17 protein-coding genes are annotated in these 18,743 nt (G+C 62.4%); 7 read left to right on the top strand and 10 right to left on the bottom strand.

From position 1 onward, the window contains the following. Positions 1 to 6 precede the first annotated feature (6 nt). The 3 genes from ACP92_RS22735 to ACP92_RS22745 form a co-directional block, all read right to left on the bottom strand. Positions 7 to 1,272, bottom strand: coding sequence for a restriction endonuclease subunit S (locus ACP92_RS22735; RefSeq protein ID WP_013236479.1), 1,266 nt, complete (start codon positions 1,270 to 1,272; stop codon positions 7 to 9). A gap of 1 nt (position 1,273) precedes the next feature. Then, positions 1,274 to 3,955, bottom strand: coding sequence for a type I restriction-modification system subunit M (locus ACP92_RS22740; protein ID WP_208857377.1), 2,682 nt, complete (start codon positions 3,953 to 3,955; stop codon positions 1,274 to 1,276). A 92-nt stretch (positions 3,956 to 4,047) separates the two neighbouring features. After that, entirely contained in the window at positions 4,048 to 4,569 is a 522-nt protein-coding gene (locus tag ACP92_RS22745; protein WP_013236481.1) for a GNAT family N-acetyltransferase, read from the bottom strand. A 367-nt stretch (positions 4,570 to 4,936) separates the two neighbouring features. On the opposite strand from ACP92_RS22745, the gene ACP92_RS22750 reads away from it, so the two are divergent. The 4 genes from ACP92_RS22750 (at position 4,937) to ACP92_RS22765 (ending at position 9,338) form a co-directional block, all read left to right on the top strand. After that, entirely contained in the window at positions 4,937 to 5,650 is a 714-nt protein-coding gene (locus ACP92_RS22750) for a gluconate 2-dehydrogenase subunit 3 family protein (protein WP_013236482.1), read from the top strand. Between the two features lie 51 nt (positions 5,651 to 5,701). Continuing rightward, positions 5,702 to 7,474, top strand: a complete 1,773-nt coding sequence (locus ACP92_RS22755; RefSeq protein WP_013236483.1) for a GMC family oxidoreductase — start codon at positions 5,702 to 5,704, stop codon at positions 7,472 to 7,474. Positions 7,475 to 7,485: 11 nt separating this feature from the next. Further along, the gene (locus ACP92_RS22760; RefSeq protein ID WP_013236484.1) at positions 7,486 to 8,757 is read left to right on the top strand and encodes a cytochrome c; all 1,272 of its coding nucleotides are present in this window, start codon (positions 7,486 to 7,488) and stop codon (positions 8,755 to 8,757) included. Positions 8,758 to 8,906: 149 nt separating this feature from the next. Beyond that, a complete protein-coding gene (locus ACP92_RS22765) occupies positions 8,907 to 9,338 on the top strand; it encodes a hypothetical protein (RefSeq protein ID WP_013236485.1) in 432 nt (143 codons plus the stop codon). A 23-nt stretch (positions 9,339 to 9,361) separates the two neighbouring features. On the opposite strand, the gene ACP92_RS22770 is transcribed toward ACP92_RS22765, so the two are convergent. Then, on the bottom strand, positions 9,362 to 9,694 hold the full coding sequence (locus tag ACP92_RS22770) for an ArsR/SmtB family transcription factor (RefSeq protein ID WP_041311346.1): 333 nt from the start codon (positions 9,692 to 9,694) through the stop codon (positions 9,362 to 9,364). A gap of 125 nt (positions 9,695 to 9,819) precedes the next feature. On the opposite strand from ACP92_RS22770, the gene ACP92_RS22775 reads away from it, so the two are divergent. Further along, complete coding sequence (locus ACP92_RS22775) at positions 9,820 to 10,908, top strand: NADH:flavin oxidoreductase/NADH oxidase (protein ID WP_013236487.1); 1,089 nt, start codon at positions 9,820 to 9,822, stop codon at positions 10,906 to 10,908. Positions 10,909 to 11,045: 137 nt separating this feature from the next. After that, entirely contained in the window at positions 11,046 to 11,198 is a 153-nt protein-coding gene (locus tag ACP92_RS24945) for a hypothetical protein (protein ID WP_167578399.1), read from the top strand. 243 nt (positions 11,199 to 11,441) lie between these two features. Here the strand turns inward: ACP92_RS24945 and ACP92_RS22780 are convergent, their stop codons facing one another. Beyond that, positions 11,442 to 12,065 (bottom strand): glutathione S-transferase family protein, encoded by a 624-nt coding sequence (locus tag ACP92_RS22780; protein WP_013236488.1) that lies wholly within the window; start codon positions 12,063 to 12,065, stop codon positions 11,442 to 11,444. 220 nt (positions 12,066 to 12,285) lie between these two features. Between ACP92_RS22780 and ACP92_RS22785 the strand changes: the two genes are divergently transcribed. Beyond that, positions 12,286 to 13,182 (top strand): DMT family transporter, encoded by an 897-nt coding sequence (locus ACP92_RS22785; protein WP_013236489.1) that lies wholly within the window; start codon positions 12,286 to 12,288, stop codon positions 13,180 to 13,182. Positions 13,183 to 13,293: 111 nt separating this feature from the next. Here the strand turns inward: ACP92_RS22785 and ACP92_RS22790 are convergent, their stop codons facing one another. From ACP92_RS22790 to ACP92_RS22810, 5 genes are all read right to left on the bottom strand, one after another. Next, positions 13,294 to 14,214 carry an ornithine cyclodeaminase family protein gene (locus tag ACP92_RS22790; RefSeq protein WP_013236490.1) on the bottom strand — a complete coding sequence of 307 codons (921 nt, stop codon included), beginning with the start codon at positions 14,212 to 14,214 and terminating at the stop codon, positions 13,294 to 13,296. 39 nt (positions 14,215 to 14,253) lie between these two features. Further along, positions 14,254 to 15,186: a LysR family transcriptional regulator gene (locus ACP92_RS22795; protein ID WP_013236491.1), complete on the bottom strand. Its 933-nt coding sequence runs from the start codon at positions 15,184 to 15,186 to the stop codon at positions 14,254 to 14,256. Positions 15,187 to 15,378: 192 nt separating this feature from the next. Further along, positions 15,379 to 16,539 carry a TRM11 family SAM-dependent methyltransferase gene (locus tag ACP92_RS22800; RefSeq protein ID WP_013236492.1) on the bottom strand — a complete coding sequence of 387 codons (1,161 nt, stop codon included), beginning with the start codon at positions 16,537 to 16,539 and terminating at the stop codon, positions 15,379 to 15,381. Further along, positions 16,536 to 17,678: a hypothetical protein gene (locus ACP92_RS22805; protein WP_013236493.1), complete on the bottom strand. Its 1,143-nt coding sequence runs from the start codon at positions 17,676 to 17,678 to the stop codon at positions 16,536 to 16,538. Before ACP92_RS22805 ends, ACP92_RS22800 begins: the two co-directional genes overlap by 4 nt. Before the next feature lie 4 nt (positions 17,679 to 17,682). Then, entirely contained in the window at positions 17,683 to 18,732 is a 1,050-nt protein-coding gene (locus ACP92_RS22810; RefSeq protein WP_013236494.1) for a bifunctional nicotinamide-nucleotide adenylyltransferase/Nudix hydroxylase, read from the bottom strand. Between the last annotated feature and the right edge of the window lie 11 nt (positions 18,733 to 18,743).

Consider the following 18,743-nt stretch of genomic DNA (forward strand, 5'->3'; position numbering starts at 1 on the left):
AGCCTTTTAGACAAACATTTTTTCCAGGCAGGCGGATTTGATCTGCTGGAGTTTTTGGAGTTGGGAGGCGTGTTTGGAAATCAGCTCGTCTAGCGTGCGGAAATAGGTGCCGATTTTTTTCTGCTCTTCAAAATCAGGGACTTTGACGACAAATTTCCCAAGAGCACTTCGTGAAATGCGCTGCCTTGTACCGCCACCTAAAAAATCATTAACTGTTTCAAAATAACTATCCAGCGAGCAATGCTGCACTAAGAACGCAGGATCGCAGTTCTTTGCCGTTCGAACTATCGTGCAATCCACTGCCGTAATAACTCTGTGCAGAAGTTTAGGAACTATGCACGCCCGTCCAGCAGGCTCCGGCAATCTTGAGATCAGAATGTCGCCAGCAAACACTTCCTCGCACTTTAAACGCTCAAAAGTATCGATTGAAATCCATCGCGCTTTATCTGCCTTGTCGATGAATTCGTTAATGCCTACATTTCCAGTCTGCAGAAGTCGGATTCCACTTGGGCTTTGATCTTTTGACTCTATCCAGTCGCCGTCTGTAAATAGATCACAAAGCTCCGCCAGAGTCTTCTCTACCCAATCCCCCGAGAAGTTTTTGAAGCGAATTTCCGGAGTGGTCGCACCGGGCTGCGGGAACATCTTTTGCAGCATCGCTTTTTTCAGTGCCGCCAGCTTGTCATGCTTGCGCTGATGCAGCCCAATCAGACTATCCAGCTCGCGGAAATACTCGCCAATTTTCGTTTGCTCTTCTGGATAGCGGGGGAGCATGACAGGTGTACCTTTAGCTTGCTCAACTGTGTAGTGAGCAATTGTGCCAATGTGACTGATGCTTTTAAGGTACTGGCGAAATGGGGCCGAGGAAAGAAAGGTGAAGAGATAGTGGCTATCCACCGCCTCACGAATTTTGAACCAAAGAAGATCTGCGTCCTTGAAGTACAGCGGATCATCGTTTTTGACCAGAAAAGGAATACCGATTGAGCCACCACCAGTGATTAGGATGTCGCCTTTTTTAATACGCCCCACCTTCGCGGAAAGCTCCTCGTAAAGTTCAACGGAAACGAAAGCTTTGACATTGGCTTCGCCTTTGAAGTGAGAGACGACATCGCTAGATCGGAAGAATGGGACTCCCGATTTGGTCCATTCATTTTTATGGACACGTGCAGCAGATGTAATTGGGAACAGCTCACCCAGCTCTCTTTCATCCCAATCGTCACTGAACGCTCCAAACCGAATTCCAGGCAACTTGCGACCAGTTTGCGCCGTCATCTCAATTCCCTGCCAGCAAAGTTTTCAGTTCTGCAAGGCCTTTAAGGTCGAACTCGCTCCCGTCCAATTGTTCAATCATGCCCGCCAGCGTGGTTTCGACCTGTTGGATCTCGTGGGCATTGTCGGCGTAGGTGATGCGATACTTTTCCACGAGGACTTCGAGCTTGCGGACTAAGGTATCAATCTGCTGGTCGGGCAGGCCGTGGAGTTCATCAATGAAAGGAGTAATCCACTTGCGTTCTAGCAGAATGTGGACCTGCGCATCAGTCAGTCCTTCAATCGTTTTCTTGGTCTTGAGGTGCAGAGCTTCGGCCTCTTTCTTGATGGCTGCTTTCAGATTTTTCTCTTCGGCGAACCATTCGGCGACCTGGATGATTTTTGCCTCATAAGATTCAGGCTCGACATCGCCGGATTTCTTTACCTCGGCGAGCAAGAGCTTCGCTTCTTTGGCCACAGCAGCCGGGACGAACTTATCCCCGGCATCGTTGACGGTGTCGTTGGCCTTGTCTTCTTCGCTGAAACTCTCTAGGGTTTCTTCAAGAGAGGCAGTGATTTCGCTAAGACGGTTTTCCTTTTCGCGCAGCGCATCCAGTTCTCGCTTGTGGTGGATCATCTGCACCAGCTCGAAGGGCATGATGCGGCCCCGCCAGCCCTCTTGCACCTCAACTTCTTTGCCATCTTTCTTTTTGATGACGTAATGAGGGTCAACGACGCGAGTAGCCGCGAAACCCTCGGTCTGGATGATTTCCAGATCGACCGCAATCGGTTGCCAGTGATCGTCAAGGATCTGGTAGGCCTGATATTTGTCGATAAGCGGCAGCGGAGTGAGGCGGGCGAATATTTCTTCGCTGATGAGCGCCTCCTGCTGTGGAATCTGCAGGGCAAGCATTTTTTCAAGCAGCGCGCCGCGTAACCAGGGCGTAAAATCGGCAAAGGCGGTGTTGAATGCACCGCCGTAGCGTATTACGTCGGCATGTTCGCGGATGGCTTTGGCAAGCGCTTCCACCCGTGGCGCCACATAGGGCGTGCCATTGTCGATAAACAGAGCTGTGCGCAGAGCGGGGAAGGCGGTCCAGAAATCGGCCAGTGCATCCAGCTCGCTTTGTGGAATGCCCCCAAACATGGAGGCGTACAGGTCCCAGCTTTGCGCTGGCTCAGACGAATCCACATAGCGCGGAATATTAAGGTTGTAGTCCTTGGCTTGCAGCTCGGCCTTGGGAACGAGGCGGCTATAGCCCGGCACATTGAGGCGACCGGTCACGACGTCGGCGATTTTCTTGATATCGCAGGCGCGCAGTTTGTTGTTCTTGCCTTCCTTGGCAAAGCCCTTGGAGGCATCCACGATCAGCACATCACTGCTTTCACGCTTTTGCCTCAGCACGAGGATGATGGTGGGAATACCCGTGCCAAAGAAGATGTTGGACGGCAAACCGATGATGGTTTCGAGATGGTTGTTTTCGATCAGAGTCTTGCGAATCGCGCCTTCTTCACCGCCCCGGAACAGCACACCGTGCGGCAAGACAATGGCCATGATGCCGTCCGGCTTGAGGTGATAGAGATCGTGCAGCAGAAAGGCGTAGTCGGCCTTGGACTTGGGCGCAAGGCCGAAGCGGGCGTAGCGCGGATCAGCCTCTTTGTGCTCTGGGTCCCACTTTTGCGAGTACGGCGGATTGGAGACGACGGCATCGAGGTAGAGCGGGTTGTAGGAATTAACCGGGTCTTGATCGTCGAAGTACGGCCAATCGTCTTCCAGCGTGTCCGCATTGCGGGTAACGATATTGCTGGGCAGGATGCCGCGCATGACGAGGTTCATGCGGGTGAGGTTGTAGGTGTTCTCTTTCAGCTCTTGGGCAAAGTACTTGATGTTGTCCTTGTCCACCATGTGCTTGGCGATGGCTTGGCCGATATTGAGCAGCAACGAGCCTGAGCCGCTGGTGGAGTCGTAAATCTGGATGGTCTTGCGATCCTTGAGATGGTGCGCGATGATCTCGGACATGAGCACGGACACTTCATGCGGCGTGTAGAACTCGCCCGCTTTTTTGCCCGCATTGGCGGCAAACATGCTGATGAGATATTCGTAGATGAAGCCGAGCACATCGTAGCCCTGGCGGCCATCCATGGGGATGTCCTTGATGAGCTGCAGCAGCGCACTGATCGCCTTGGTCTGGCTGGCTGCGGACTCGCCCAGCTTGCTCAAGCCAGTTTCAAGCGTCTTGAAGATGCCGTCAAATAGCCGCTTGTGGTTCGGGTGAATGAGACGGCTAAAGGCAGACAGTGCCACTCGCACATTGGCGACTTCAAAATCGCCACCCAATGCCAGCCAAGTCGAAAACAGATTGGGATAAGAGATGAAGTAACCCAGGTTGCTCTTGAAGAAGTTGACGATTTCTTCGTCATCTTCGGAAAGCCCCTGAATATCCTCTTTGCTGAAATCTTGGCTGACTGCAAAACGCTCCAATTTGTCCGACAAGTACTTATAGAAAATGAAGCCCAGGATGTAGTCCTTGTATTCATTGGCTTCAATTTTGGATCGCATCTGGTTGGCGGATGCCCAGATTTTTGCCGCTAGTTGTTGCTTGTTCACAGTAAGTCCGATGTTTAGAAATTTTTCCCGATTATAAAGTTCTATATGGGGTTCTGACCAAACCGCTTTTTCAGGCTCCCGCCCTGCGTCTGCGGCCATCGGCCGATCTGCCTCTGGCAAGGTCTGGAGTATCTGAACGATCAGTTCCGCTTGATCGTTGGTCCTGGTTCAATCACATCGCCACGTCGCCATCACCCCCCAATACGATCCGGCTCCGTCCGCCCATCCAGCATCAGTTGCAGAAAAGCCAGATCCAGCCACTTGCCGAACTTGGTGCCGACCTGCGGCAGATAGCCCACCTGCTCAAAACCCAGCTTCTTGTGCAGGTTGATGGAGCCGCTATTGCTGGCGTCGATGCCGGCCACCATCACATGCTTGCCCAGCGCGCGGGCGCGGGCGATCAAGGCTTCCATCAGCGCCCGCCCCAGGCCTTCGCCACGATGATCCTTGTGCACGTAGACCGAATGCTCCACGGTGTGACGATAGCCATCGAAAGCGCGCCAGTCGCCAAAGCTGGCATAGCCCAGCACCTTGCCGTCGGCCACCGCTACCAGCACGGGATAGCCGCTCTGGCGGCGTGCGGTCAGCCAGTCTTCGCGGTTGCGGTCGTCAACCAGGGTCTCGTTCCAGATGGCCGTGGTGTTGGCCACCGCGTCGTTGTAAATCGGGGTGATGCCGGCAATGTCGGCCAGCTCGGCGTCGCGGATCTGCATGGTGTCGGGAATGTAGAAGATAGAAAGAAATAGAACGGCGTAGAAGAAAAGCGCAGCGGCACAGTGTAGCCGATGTGGAACAGTCGCATACGTTACCGCCCTTGTGTTAAGACATCTGACATATACATGTGTTACCATTCGGCAAGCCCGTCAGTGGCTTCCCGTGCATGCCTGGCCTGGCCGAGCACGACGGAGAACAAGCATGCCCTCGCATGTCTGCAAGACCGGAGACGAGTTGCGCTGTCTGAACTCCACGATCCCGGCACATGACCATTTCCCCATTGCCCGCCATTGACTTGCTGTCACGCATGACCTTGCGTCATGAGGCAGGCGCTGGTGTCTCCTATCCACCTCCACTGTATTGACCATGACCTCCAAGTTCAGTCCCTCGCGTCGTGCCGTCCTGGCCGCTACCGCAGCGGCCGTTCCTCTCGTCTCGATTCCCTTGCTCAAAGAGGCCCAGGCCGATGGCCTGGAAGGCATCGAGCTGCAGCACTACAAGCCGGTGTTCTTCAACCCTGCCCAATGGCTCTTCATCCTGGCCGCCTGTGATCGCCTGATCCCCGCCGAAGGGCGCGGACCGGGCGCGCTGGAAACCAATGTGCCGGTCTTCATCGACCAGCAGTTGCATGCCGGCCTGGGCAGCGATATCTACCAGCAGGGGCCGCATCAGCCGGATGCGCCGGCCACGCTGGGTTTCCAGATTCCCTATGCGCCGCAGGATGTCTATCGCATCGGTATCACCCTGACCCAGCAGATCAGCCAGCAACAGCATGGCAAGCCCTTCGAGCAGCTGGACGCCAAGGACAAGGACGCCTTGCTGACGGCGCTGCAAAAGAATGGCGTGGATTTCGCTGCGCTGGGCGAGAAGTCGATGCGGCCTTCGCAATTCTTCGGGCAGTTGCTGGGCGATACCAAGAATGGCTACCTGGCCGATCCCATGTACGGCGGCAACAAGGACATGAAGGCCTGGGTCGCCATCGGCTTCCCCGGTGCGCGTGCGGCCTACACCGAATGGGTGGACCAGCACAACGTGAAATACCCGCTCGGTCCGGTCAGCCTGTCGGGCAAACGCGCCTGAAGGGCGCTGCCTGGACTGCTTGCCTCCCTGTCACTCTCTGATTGAATACTCATGCCTGATATCACCAACGACGACGTCGATGTCGTCATCGTCGGCCTCGGTTGGGCCGGCTCCCTCATGGCCATCGAACTGGCCCAGGCCGGCCTGAAGGTGCGCGCCCTGGAGCGCGGCCCGGACCGTCCGCCCGAAGACTTCGCCTATCCCAAGCCGGCCGACCAGTACGGTTACGCGACCCGCAACAAGGTCTTCGCCACGCCGCGCGACGCCGCCCTGACGGTGCGCTACAACACGGCGCAACAGGCGCTGCCCACCCGCAAATGGGGCGCCTTTGCGCCCGGCACCGGCGTGGGCGGCTCGGGCCTGCACTGGACTGCCGTGCTCATCCGCGCTACGCCCACCGACCTCAAGCTCAAGACCTACGCGGATCAAGCCTACAAGCACAGCAATCTCGATCCGGAGATGCGCATCAAGGATTTCCCGTTCACCTGGAACGAGATCGAGCCGCACTACGATTTCTTCGACAAGGTCTGCGGTCTGTCGGGCACCACCGGCAACCTGCGCGGCCAGATCCAGCCGGGCGGCGATCCCTTCGAAGGTCCGCGCTCGAACCCCTATCCGCTGCCGGCGCTGCACGATACCTACAACAACACCTTGTTCGCTGACGTGGCGCGCAAGCTGGGCTACCATCCCTTCCCCAATCCCTCGGCCAATGTCTCGCAGGCCTGGACCAATCCGTATGGCGCGCAGATCGCGCCTTGCAACTACTGCGGTTTCTGCAGCAAGTATCCTTGCCTGAACTACTCCAAGGCCTCGCCGCAGACCACCATCCTGGATGTGGTCAAGCGCCTGCCCAACTTCGACTACAAGGTCAACGCCAATGTCATCCGTGTGGACCTGCACGCCGACAAGAAGACCGCGCGCGGCGTGACCTATGTCGATGAGAACATGAAGGAGGTGTTCCAGCCGGCCAAGATCGTGATCCTCTCCAGCTTCCAGTTCGCCAATGTGCGGCTGATGCTGCTCTCGGGGATCGGCAAGCCCTATGACCCGATCACCGAGACCGGCGTCATCGGCCGCAACTACGCCTTCCTCTCCAATGGCGGGGCGACGCTGTTCTTCAAGGACAAGCACTTCAATTCCTTCGCCACCGCAGGGGCCACGGGCGAAATGTTCAACGATATCTCGCCGGGCAACTTCGACGATGGCGTCAAGCTGGGCTTCATCGGCGGCGCCAAGATCCACAGCTCGCAGGCGTCGGGCGCACCGATCGGCACCGCGCTGCCGCCGGGCACGCCGAGCTGGGGCCGGGGCTGGAAGGAAGGCATGATCGACTGGTACGACCATTCCATGAAGATCAGCATCACCACCACTTGCATGTCCTATCGCGGGCACTTCCTGGACCTGGACCCGAACTACAAGGACCCCTGGGGCCAGCCGCTGTTGCGCATGACCTTCGACTGGCGTCAGAACGAGCTGAAGCTGCAGCGCTACCTGCGCGACATCGTGCTGAAGATTTCCAAGGAGCTTAATCCCGACCACATGTCGGAAAGCTTCCTGGCCCTGGATTCGCACTGGGACATCACCAAGTACGTCTCCACCCACAACGTCGGTGGCGCGATCATGGGCGATTCGCCGCGTGACTCGGCGTTGAACAAGTACCTGCAATCCTGGGATGTGCACAACGTCTTCGTCCCTGGTGGCAATGCCTTCCCGCAGAACTTCCAGGCCAACCCGACGGCCACCATCGGCGCCATCACGCTCATGGCTGCGCACGCCATCAAGACGCAGTATCTGAAGAACCCCGGCCCGCTGGTCCAGGCATAAGGGGAGAGGACATGAAAAAACTGACTTCATTGTTTGCCGCCCTGGCCTGGTCGCTGGGTGCTCTGGGTACGTTGACCACAGCGCAGGCGGCCGACCAGGACCTGGTGGCGCGCGGCCAATACCTGGCGCGCGCGGGCGACTGCATGGCCTGCCACAGCGCTGCCGGCAAGCCGGCCTATTCAGGCGGGCTGGCCATCGACAGCGGCCACGGCATCATCTATTCCACCAACATCACGCCGGACAAGGAACACGGTATCGGCAACTACAGCGAGGCGCAGTTCTCCGCTGCCGTACGCCATGGCGTGCGCGCCGATGGTACGCAACTCTATCCGGCCATGCCCTACCCCAGCTATGCCAAGGTCAGTGACGAGGACATCCACGCCCTCTACACCTACTTCATGCAAGGGGTCCAACCGGTGGCCAGCACGCCGCCGGCCAGCAGCATGAGCTTCCCCTTCAATATCCGCTGGGGGATGAAGCTGTGGAATGTCTTCTTCGCCAATGACAAACCCTTCAGGGAGCAGGATGGCTGGAGCGCCGAGATCAAGCGCGGCGCCTATCTGGTCGAGGGCCTGGGCCATTGCGGCAGCTGTCACACGCCGCGCGGCGTTGCGATGAACGAGAAGGCCAGCGACAGCAGCCAGGCGCAGTTCCTCTCGGGCGGCGACCTCAACGGCTGGGCCGTGCCTTCGCTGCGCGGCATGCCGCACTGGAGCGCGCAGGACATCGTCGACTACCTGCAGACCGGTCGCAACAAGACCGCATCGGTGGCCGGCGAGATGAGCCTGGTGGTGGAGCACAGCACCTCGCATCTGAAACGGGAAGATCTGCAGGCCATGGCGGCCTACCTGAAGACACTCTCGCCGGTGGCTTCCAGCGGCAGTGGCCGTGTCATCCCCCAGGGTGTCGACGCGACGGTCAGCAAGCTCACCGCAGCCAAGGACCTGACGCTGGGCGAGCGGCTCTACCTCGACAATTGCGCGGCCTGCCACTTCGTCACTGGGCGGGGTGCGCCGGGCATCTTCCCGGTGCTCGATGGCGCCACCGTGGTCAATGCCGAGAATCCCAGCGCCTTGCTGCATGTGATCCTGGCAGGCGCGCGCACGCCGTCCACCGAGAAGGCGCCGTCGATCCTGGTCATGCCGGGCTTCGCCCATCGCCTCTCCGACGAGGAAGCAGCCGCGCTGGCCACCTTCGTGCGCCAGGGCTGGGGCAACCATGCCGGCAAGGTGTCCGAGCGCGAAGTGGGCAAGCTGCGGGCAGGCATGGACAAGCAGCACTGACGACGATCCGCCTGAGGGCAGCAGGCAACAAGGAAAGGACCGGCATGGAAACATGCCGGTCCTTTTTACGTGACTGACATGCAAGGATAGTTGACCCGGCAGCACGATGGCCGCACTATCGCAGCTGATACCGACTTCCTCCCAGCCCCATGACCCACCACTACGGCGCCACCTATCGCGGCAAGCAGATCAGCGTAGAGAGCATCGAGCAGCGCAACGGCGATGTCCTCTGCAAGGTCAGCATCGATGATGAGCCTGCGCCGCACCTGCGCGGCAATCCCTTCTCGTCGCTGGCGGCGGCGCAGGTGACGGCGGTGGGCTACGCCCGCGCCGTCATCGATACCCTGCTCGACAATGACGTGGCCGAGCATCACGGCTACTTCATCCGGGTCAGCAGCACGGAACAGATCGACGGCACCTGGGTCGGCAATTACCAGCTGCATCGCAATGACAATCCAGTGGCCTTCCGGCGCGTGGTGTGCGAGGATTTTCGCGGCAATACCTCGGTGGAGGCGGAACAGTATGCGATGGCGACGGCCTTCGTGGCGGTCGATGCCGACATTGCCGCCGGCAAGCTCTGAACCTCAGCCTTGCTCAGTGTTTCTCAGGCGGCCTTCTTGCGACGGCTGGGCAGCTTGTCCTGCTGGGCCAGGATGGCCGACAGCAGGCCGGGGAAGCGCTGTTCGATATCGGCGCTGCGCAAGGTGTTGATGTGGGCGGTGCCGTTGCTCTCGGTACGCACCAGCCCGGCTTCGCGCAAGACCTTGAAGTGATGCGAGACGGTGGACTTGGGGCGTCCGCCATCGAGTTCGCCACAGGTCGCACATTCCACGCGCGCCAGATGGCGCACGATCTCCAGGCGGATCGAATCGCTCAAGGCATAGAGCACGCGCTCGAGCACGAACTCATCAGTGGCGGGGTGTTTATAGGGACGCATCTGCAGGATGATACACCCTGGGTTATACTCCCTTCCATTGTTCGAATATATTCGAACCAACGAAGCAGCCGTTGGCCATGAACCGGCGCGCTGCATGCCTTTTCACTCTGACAAGAAAACTGATCATGTCCGCACTGTTCCAACCCTTCAAGCTCAAGGACGTGAGCTTGCGCAACCGTATCGCCGTCCCGCCGATGTGCCAGTACATGGCCGTGGAGGGCAAGGTCAACGACTGGCACCTGTCGCATTACGCCAGCATCGCCCGTGGCGGCGCTGGCCTGGTCATCGTCGAGGCCACCGCAGTCTCGCCGGAAGGCCGCATCACGCCGGGCTGCACCGGCATCTGGTCTGATGCACTGGGGCAGGCCTTCGTGCCGGTGGTGCAGGCCATCAAGGCCGCCGGCGCCGTGCCTGGCATCCAGATCGGCCACGCCGGCCGCAAGGCCAGCGCCAATCGTCCCTGGGAAGGCGACGACCACATCGCCGCCGATGACGCGCGCGGCTGGGACACCCTCTCGCCCTCGGCCATCGCCTATGGCCGTGGCCTGCCCAAGGTCCCCAAGGCCATGAGCCTGGACGACATCGCCCGGGTTCGCCAGGACTTCGTGAATGCGGCCGTGCGTGCGCGTGAGGCCGGCTTCGAATGGCTGGAACTGCATTTCGCCCATGGCTACCTGGGGCAGAGCTTCTTCTCGGCGCATGCCAACCAGCGTGACGACCTCTACGGCGGCAGCGTGGAAAACCGCGCCCGCTTCCTGCTCGAAACCCTGCGCGCGGTGCGCGAGGTGTGGCCGGAACACCTGGCCCTGACGGTGCGTTTCGGCGTGCTCGAATACGATGGCCGCGATGAAGAAACGCTGATGGAATCCATCGGCGTGGTGCGCCAGTTCAAGGACAGTGGCATGGACATGATCAGCGTGACCATCGGCTTCACCATCCCCGAGGTGCAGATCCCCTGGGGCCCGGCCTTCCTCGGTCCGATCGCCAAGCGGGTGCGCGAAGAAGCCGCCGTGCCGGTGTCCTCGGCCTGGGGCTTCGGCACGCCGGCGCTGGCTGAGCAGGCGGTCAAGGATGGCCAGCTCGACCTGGTGATGGTGGGCCGTTCGCACTTGGTCAATCCGCACTGGACCTACCAGGCAGCCAAGGAGCTGGGCGTGGAGCGTCCGTCGTGGACGCTGCCGGCGCCGTATGCGCACTGGCTGGAACGTTATTGAAGCAGCATTGAAACAGCATTGAAGGCGGGGAGGGCCGCTCAGGAATTCCCTGAGCGGGCCGCCCGCTTTCTAGGGAAAATCACTAAAGCCAACGCCGGGGAGATTTCCTAAGATGGAATCATCTTGAGGAGATCACCATGTTCACCACCTTCCTGTTGACCGTCGTTGTCTCTGTCCTGATGACTGTCGTGCTTTCTTCGCTGGGGATCTATCTGTTCGCTGAAGCGAAATGGCGTCATCACCCGCTGGCCTGCGATACCCGCCTGCCTGGACAGCGCCTGCCGATCTGATGTCTCCCTGAATCCTGGTGGATTTGGTGTTGGCCCCACGGTCTTTGACCGCGGGGCTTTTTTTTATGCGGCCAGGTGTGATCAGTAGAACAGCAAGGACACCAGCGGCACGCTGGCCAGCAACAGACAGCCCAGGAAGGCGGCAAGGAAGAGCAGTTTTTTCTTACGGGTGGCCATGATGAACCTGCAGGACGGGAATGGGCGCGGCATGCGCAAGGCGGCAGTGTACCGCGCCCAGGGCGATCAGGCCATGCCGTTGCGTCCGTAGCGGCGGAAGCCATCGCGCTCGGTCAGGCGATCATAGTAGGCGGCGACGGCCGGCAGGGGCGGATGCTCAAAGGGCGTGCCGAACCAGCGGTTCACCGACAGGCCCACGGAAATATCGGCCAGCGTGAACTCGGCCCCGGCCACATACCCACCACTGTGCTGCAACTGCTGCTCCAGCACTTCCATGAAACGGGTCCAGTCGGCGATGGAGGCCGCCACCTGCTGGGCATTGCCATGCGCGGGCGACTTGCGCACCAGGGTCAGGTAGGCATAGCTCCAGGCACGGTTGAGGTCGCTGGCCTGCCAGTCTATCCACTGGTCCACCCGGGCGCGCGCCTGCGCCTGCAGCGGATAGAGCGCCGCGCCGCCGTGGCGGTTGGCCAGGTAGCGGATGATCGCGTTCGATTCCCACAGCACGAAGCCGTCCTCCTCGATCACCGGCACCATGGCATTGGGATTCATGGCCAGGAAGGCGGGCTCGCTGGTGGGCCTAAAGCCCGCGCCCCAATCTTCGCGTTCGAAGGCAATGCCCAGCTCGGCGCAGGCCCACAGCACCTTGCGTACGTTGATGGAACTGTCCCGGCCATAGATCTTCAGCATGCGCGTTCTCCTGATGTCCTGATGAAATGACTGTACAGGCTAGCAGCAGCTCACTGTCTGCGCCATGTACAGTTGGCCCGTCAGCAAGCGTATGACTGTTGCGTCCGGCAACTGGCCCGGTCCAGTAACAGCAACTGTACCGGGACGGCCTGCCCAAGTGGGTTTAGACTCATGGTCCGACTGGTTCTGCCTGGCTGCGCCTGGGGCGCGCCCTGCCCTCATGTCCTCATCCAATCTCTGCAAGCTGCTCCTGCTGGCCGCCATCTGGGGCACCAGCTTCATGCTCATGCGCATTGCCGCGCCGGTCTTCGGTCCCATGCTGACCACCTTTGGCCGGGCCTCCCTGGCCACGCTGGCGCTGCTGGCCTTTGCGCGCGTGCGCGGCGTGCCCATGCAATGGCGCAGCAACTGGCTGCCCTACCTGGTGATCGGCATCTTCAACACGGCCCTGCCCTTTGCGCTGTTTGCCTGGTCGGCGCTGCACATCCCCTCGGCCTACATGGCCACGATGAATTCGCTGGCGCCGGTGTTTACGGCCATGTTCGGTTTCCTGCTGATGGGCGAACGGCTGAGCCTGGTGCGCTGCGCCGCCTTCGTGCTGGGCCTGGTGGGAGTGGCGGTGCTGGTGGGCATCGGCCCTGCCCCGGCCGATGCGATGGTGATTGCCGGCGTGCTGGCGGCCATGGGCGCAGCGGTCAGCTATGGCTTTGCGGCCACCTTCACGCGCCTGCGCGCCGGCGGCATCTCTCCCATTGCGCTGGCCACCGGCAGTCAGTTCGCCGCCGCCCTGTGCCTGCTGCCCCTGGCCGCGCCATCGATGCCGCATGCGCTGCAGGCCGGTACGCTGCCGGCGCTGTTGGCGGTGCTGGTGCTGGGAGTGGTCTGCACGGGTATCGCCTATGCGCTGTTCTTCCAGCTCATCGCTGCCGAAGGGGCCACCAAGGCCATCACGGTGACCTTCCTGGTGCCGATGACGGCCTCGCTGTGGGCCTGGCTGTTGCTGGATGAACCGGTGACGCTGGGGACCGTGACCGGCATCGCCATCGTGCTGGTAGCCACGGCCACGGCCTTGCGGGCCAAGCCGGCGGTGGCTGCGCGGACAAAGGCGACGGCCTAGCTCGGCAACGGCGGTGGATAAGACAAGAAGAGAAGAAGAGAAGAAGAGAATGAGACAAAGGCGCTGCAGAAGCTGTGCAGCGCCTTTGTCATCAGGGCATGCGGCCGACGCTTACCAGCCGTATCGCGCACACGCCTTGCGATAGGCCAGGCCCGCCAGCGCCACATCTTCCAGGCCGATGCCGATGCCCTTGTAGATGACGATGTCGTCGGGACGGCGCTGGTAGGGCATGCTGCCATCGACGGCCTGGGCCAGTTCCATCACCTGGGCCCAGTCGAACACTCCGGGCGCGCATTGGACCAGGTCGCCGGCCTCCTGCTGGGCCTGCGGCTTCCACTCCACGAACAGCGCGGCAGCGCGGCCGATGGCGGTATCGTCGAGCTCGCGCACATTGGCCTTGGACGCGCCCACGGCGGCCACGAAGGCGCCGGGGCGCAAGAGTTCGCCGTCGAACAGCGGCGTGGCCGAGCGCGTCACGGTGACCAGCACGTCGGCCTGGGCGGCGGCCTCGTCGATGCTGACCATGCGCGCCGGCACGCCCAGGGTGCGGGTGACTTCCTCGGCCAGCGCCTGTTGGCCGGAACGGCCGGCGATCAGCACTTCCTTGAAGGGCCGCACCTGCAGCAGCGCCGGGATGTGCGAACGCGCCTGCACGCCCGTGCCGATCACGGCCAGGACGCCGGCGTCGGGGCGCGCCAGCGCATCGCAGGCCACAGCGGTGGCGGCGGCGGTGCGCAGGCCGGTCATGGCGTCGCCTTCCATGGTGCACAGCGGTGCGCCGGTCTCGGTCGAGAAGAGCTGGATGACGAAGCGGAACTGTCCCTTGATGGTGGTATAGACCTTGGCGCCGGCAATGCCGGCTGCGGGGATCACCGCGCCCATCATGGAGAGCATCACGCCATTGGAAGCGCTGGTGCGCACGCGCCCCTGGTGCGCGCCCTCGGCCGCGCCGGCGAAGGCCTCGCGCATGGCGGCGATGGCGTCTTCGGTGGTCAGCAGTTCGCTGATCTGCTGGTTGCTCAGGAATTTCATTGCTACATCCTTCATGGGTTCACTGGGTACGAAAACCGGCTAGCCGTGTTCGGCCTTGAGATAGTTCCAGATGCGGTCGATGTCGGGATTGGCGCCATCCAGGCGGCGATAGACGCGGATGTCCATCTCGTCGCACCACAGGCCCTGCTCCAGCGCTTCGCTGTCGGTGGGGGCGATGGCCAGGGTCAGCTTGCCTTCGGCGATCTCGCGCGCCACGGCGCTGGCGGGCAGCCAGGCGATGCCATGGCCTTCGACAGCCATGCTCTTCAGGCCCTCGGCCAGGTCGGTCTCGAAGCGGCGGAACAGATGTACCTGGCGCGGGCTGGAATGCAGGGCCTTCTCGACGATGCGCGAGAGCGACGAATACGGCGAATAGCTCAGGAAAGGCTGGGGATCATTGGGCGCGCCGGGCAGCACATACTTGGGCAGGCCATTGGGCAAGGTCTTCACGTAGGGCCGCAAGGGCTCCTTGCCCAGCGAGAGCACGTCATAGCGCTCGGTATCGAGGGCGATGCCCTGCTGGCGGTGGTCATAGCACAGCAGCAGGTCGCAGTTGCGCTCCACCAGGGCCATGACGGCGTCATGCACATTGCCGGCCATCACGGTAGTGGAGATGGCGCCGATGGATTTCTCGATCTCGGAGAGCAGCTTGGGAAACACCGTCAGCAGCAGCGTATGCGGCATGGCCAGGCGCACCGCCGATTGGGCCCCGGCCAGCTGGCCGCGCAGCACCAGCCGCGCCTGCATGGACTGGTTCAGCATTTCCTTGGCGATGGGGACGAAGGATTCGCCGGCCTGGGTCAGCGTACAGGGATAGGAAGAGCGGTCGAACAGCTCTGCGCCCAGCCAGGTTTCCAGCGAACGGATGCGGCGTCCGAAGGCCGGCTGCGTCACATTGCGCAGCTTGGCCGAGCGGCTGAAGTTGAGCGTCTCGACCACGGAGAGGAAGTCCTCTACCCATTTGATTTCCATTGTTGCCCTGCCCCTGTTGTCTTGCCGCGCTGGTTCGGCGGCTTTGTCTCTGGCGCCGGCCACGTTGTGCCTGGCGGCGACCTTCTCTTGGAACGTCAGCCACTATACCGAAACGGCATGGGCAGCACCCCATGCCATTTTGGCATAGGGAGCACCGGCAGAGGTAGACAGTCGGCGGCAAAACCGTGGAGATCAGGAGGCGTCCTGGACCAACTCGGCTGGCATCAGCGGCAGGCCCGCCTGCATGACGGCCTGCGGGAGAAGCTGGGCGGCGTCATGGCGCTGGTCGCGCAGGCACAGGTCCAGCCGGACCAGCCGGCCGTCACGGTCGAGCCGGACGGCGCGCAGGTAGTGCCGCTGCGGCAACAGGGCGGCGCCGGCGGCGGCCATGGCGGCCGAAAACGGTGCTCCCCAGCAAGTGAGCGCAAAGCCCTGCTGCTCCAGCCAATGGCAGAGCGCCACCAGCAGTTGCGGGTCATCCGGCAGCAGCAGATCGGCATCGGCTGGTGCATGCGCCAGCGGCAGGCCCTGCAACCAGCGCGCAAAGCTGCCATAGACCACAAAGCCAGGATGAGCGCTCTGCATGGCCTGCAGCACGGCCAGGGTCTGCGCCGTGTCGATGGGCGGGGGCAGATGACGCGCCAGCAACGCATATTCATGGGCGCGGTTGCTGCGCATCTGGCCGGGGGCTGCAGGCTGGCTGGCGCGGTCGTAGAGGAGGATGCGCTCTTCGACGAAGCTGAAGCGGTCGGCCATCAGCCGCGCCAGGTCCCAGGCCAGCGGCACGAAATGTTCGCCCACCCGCAGGTTCTCGGCGCACAGCACCAGCCAGCCGCCGGGGCGCAGGCAACAGCGCAGGCCGGCCAGCAGGCGCTCCAGCATGCCCAGGAAACCTGCATAGGTCTGCATGGCGTAGAGCTGGCCGGATTGCGCCGCTGTGGCTTGCTCGGGCCAGCGGCAGCCGAAGTAAGGGATGTTGCTCAACACCAGATCCACCGGCGGCAGCTGCGGCAGGAGGGTGATGGCGTCGCCGTGGATGAGCTGCTGCGCAGGCTCCGCCGCCTCCGGTGACAGGCGCTGCAGGCGCTGGCGCGTCAATGCCACGCGGCTGCCATCGACCTCGATGCCGATACCCGCGCGGCCCTGGCTGTGCGCCGCCACCAGGGTGCTGCCAAAGCCGCAGAACGGGTCCAGCACCCGACCCTCGGGCGGGCACAGGTGGGCGATAAAGGGTTGCATCTGCTCCACCCAGCCGCAATCGCGCGCGCCAAAGCGGTCGACGCCGGCCAGGTCGGCGGGCAGGGTCCATGCCGGGTCTTGCGCTGTGAGGTGCAGCCAGCTGTTGTCGTTCATGACGGGCTCCACGGTGAGGGCATGAGCGGCAGCACGGCGCGGCTACGCGCGGTCACGGAAGTCCCGGTCTCCAGCAGGACATGCTCATCGGGATTCCAGCCGCCGCACAGGCGGCCATTGGCATGAAACACCAGCTTGTAGACCCGGCCGCTGGCGTGACGCTGGTGCATACGCAGGTAGTCCGAGGCTTCGAAGGTGAGCTGCATGCCGCGCCAGTGCAGCAATACATTCCAGAAGTAATAGCCGGAGGTGGCGTGCATCAACTGCGCCTCGGCGCTGAATTCGGGATCGGCCAGGCAGGCCGCCAGCAACTCAGCGACATCGATCCGGGCGGCGCCGATATAGCGGGCGGTGACGTTGTCGCGATACTGCGGACCCAGCTGCGAGAACTCGCGCAGGATCACGGCCGTCACGCCCTGTTGCTGCGCCCAGCGCAGATAGGCCTTGAGCGCCGGCAAGCCGTCGATGCCGCCTTGCTGCACGATGCACACCAGCTTGACCGGCAGCTGCGGCGCCAGTTGCGCCAGCACCCCTTCGACGCCCTCTTGCGTGGCCACTGCCTGCCCACTGCGAAAGCGCATGATGGCCTGGTTGGCGGCGGCCTCGTGATGATGGCGCGACAGCTCCACCCAGCCGAGACCAAAGTCCTGCAGGCGCGCTACCAGCGCCGCGCCCGGTGACCCGACCAGGCCGGCGCCATTGGTATAGAGCACGCTGCCCTGCACCGGCGAATGACGGGCGTGCTCCTGCAGCACATCGAGCATGGACAGCATCCAGCCTGCATCATCGGTGGTCTCCAGGCCCGAGAGCGACCACGACAGCGGCAGGCCCTGCAAGGCCGCCAGCGCCTGGCGCAATTGCGCGCTGTAGCGCAGGCCGGGACGCAGCGCCGCCGCATGCGGTCCGCCATCGTTGAGCGTCTCGGAACAGAAACGGCAGCGCGCCGAGCAGGGCCGCGCCGAGGCATAGGGTGTGAAGGTCACCGGCTGGGCGATCTGCACGGTGCGCCCGCCCAGCTCCCAATGCCGCCAGCGGCTGGCGTCGTCCTCATCGGGCTCGCGCTGGATCACGCGGGGCAGTCGCGCCTGCAGCCGTCGCTGCAGGCTGGCCGGCATCAGGGCGGGCAATGCGGTGGCCATGGACTCAGTCGGTGCCGGTGAGATTGAGGAAGGTATCGAGGATGTGGAAATGGTCATCGAAGAAACTCGCTTCCATGGCGGCCAACTGGTCGATGGGGGTCCAGACGGCCTGGGCGGCGTCATCGGCGGCCTCGACCTCGGGCAGGTGTTCCAGGCGCAGGTCGAAATAATAGGCATGGGTGATGGTGCGCCCGCGCGCGCTGCGGTCGGGGTGATCGAAGATCTTGACGTCCACCAGCGCCTCTTCCAGGGTGACGTCGAGCACGGCCAGGTTGGTTTCCTCGGCCAGTTCGCGCAGGGCGGCCTGCATCAGCCGCTCGCGCTGGTCCAGGAAGCCGCCGGGGATGGCCCACAGGCCGCGCCCCGGAAAGCCCTTGCGTTGCACCAGCAGCACGTGGTCCGCGGCGCGGATGACCGCATCCACGGTGGTGAACACCGGTGGATACGGGGCGGCGGCCCAGGCCGCCTGATACTTGCGCAACTGGCGATGTTCTTCCACCAGCGCGGCGTAATGCGGCAGCAGCGACCAGGCGCGCAGGTAGTGGCGCACGCTGGGCGGGACCATGGGGGCCAGCACGTCCAGGCTCACTTCCAGATCGTCGGCCTCGAACCAGACCTGGCGGATGTCGGTGGCGTCGATGTCACCGGCGCGCTCCAGGGTTTCCAGCTGCCATTGCGGGAAGTGGCGCAGGTAGTAGCTGGAGGCATCCTTGAAATGGCCCACCAGCAGGACCCGCGCCTGGCTGCCCGCTTCGGCGGCGACCTGGCGGCGCACTTCGGCTGACCAGCGGCGGTCGTCGTAGTAATCGCGGGTGGCGACGAAGCGCAGGCGCTCGCGCTGGCCCGGCGGCATGGCGCCGGCGATCATGGCGGCGCGCTCTTCCCAGGTGAAGGGGTTCTTGGTGTTGCGGGCGTGGAAGGCCGAACCCAGCACCACGATCACCATGGCCGCGCGTTCCAGCGCGTGATGCAAGAGGTGCAGGTGACCGTTGTGGACGGGCTGGAAGCGGCCGATCACCACGGCGGCATCGTATTGCGGAGTCAAGATGGGCATGCGCCTTCCTT

This window comes from Herbaspirillum seropedicae, assembly GCF_001040945.1.
GTDB classification, from domain to species: Bacteria; Pseudomonadota; Gammaproteobacteria; order Burkholderiales; family Burkholderiaceae_D; genus Herbaspirillum; species Herbaspirillum seropedicae.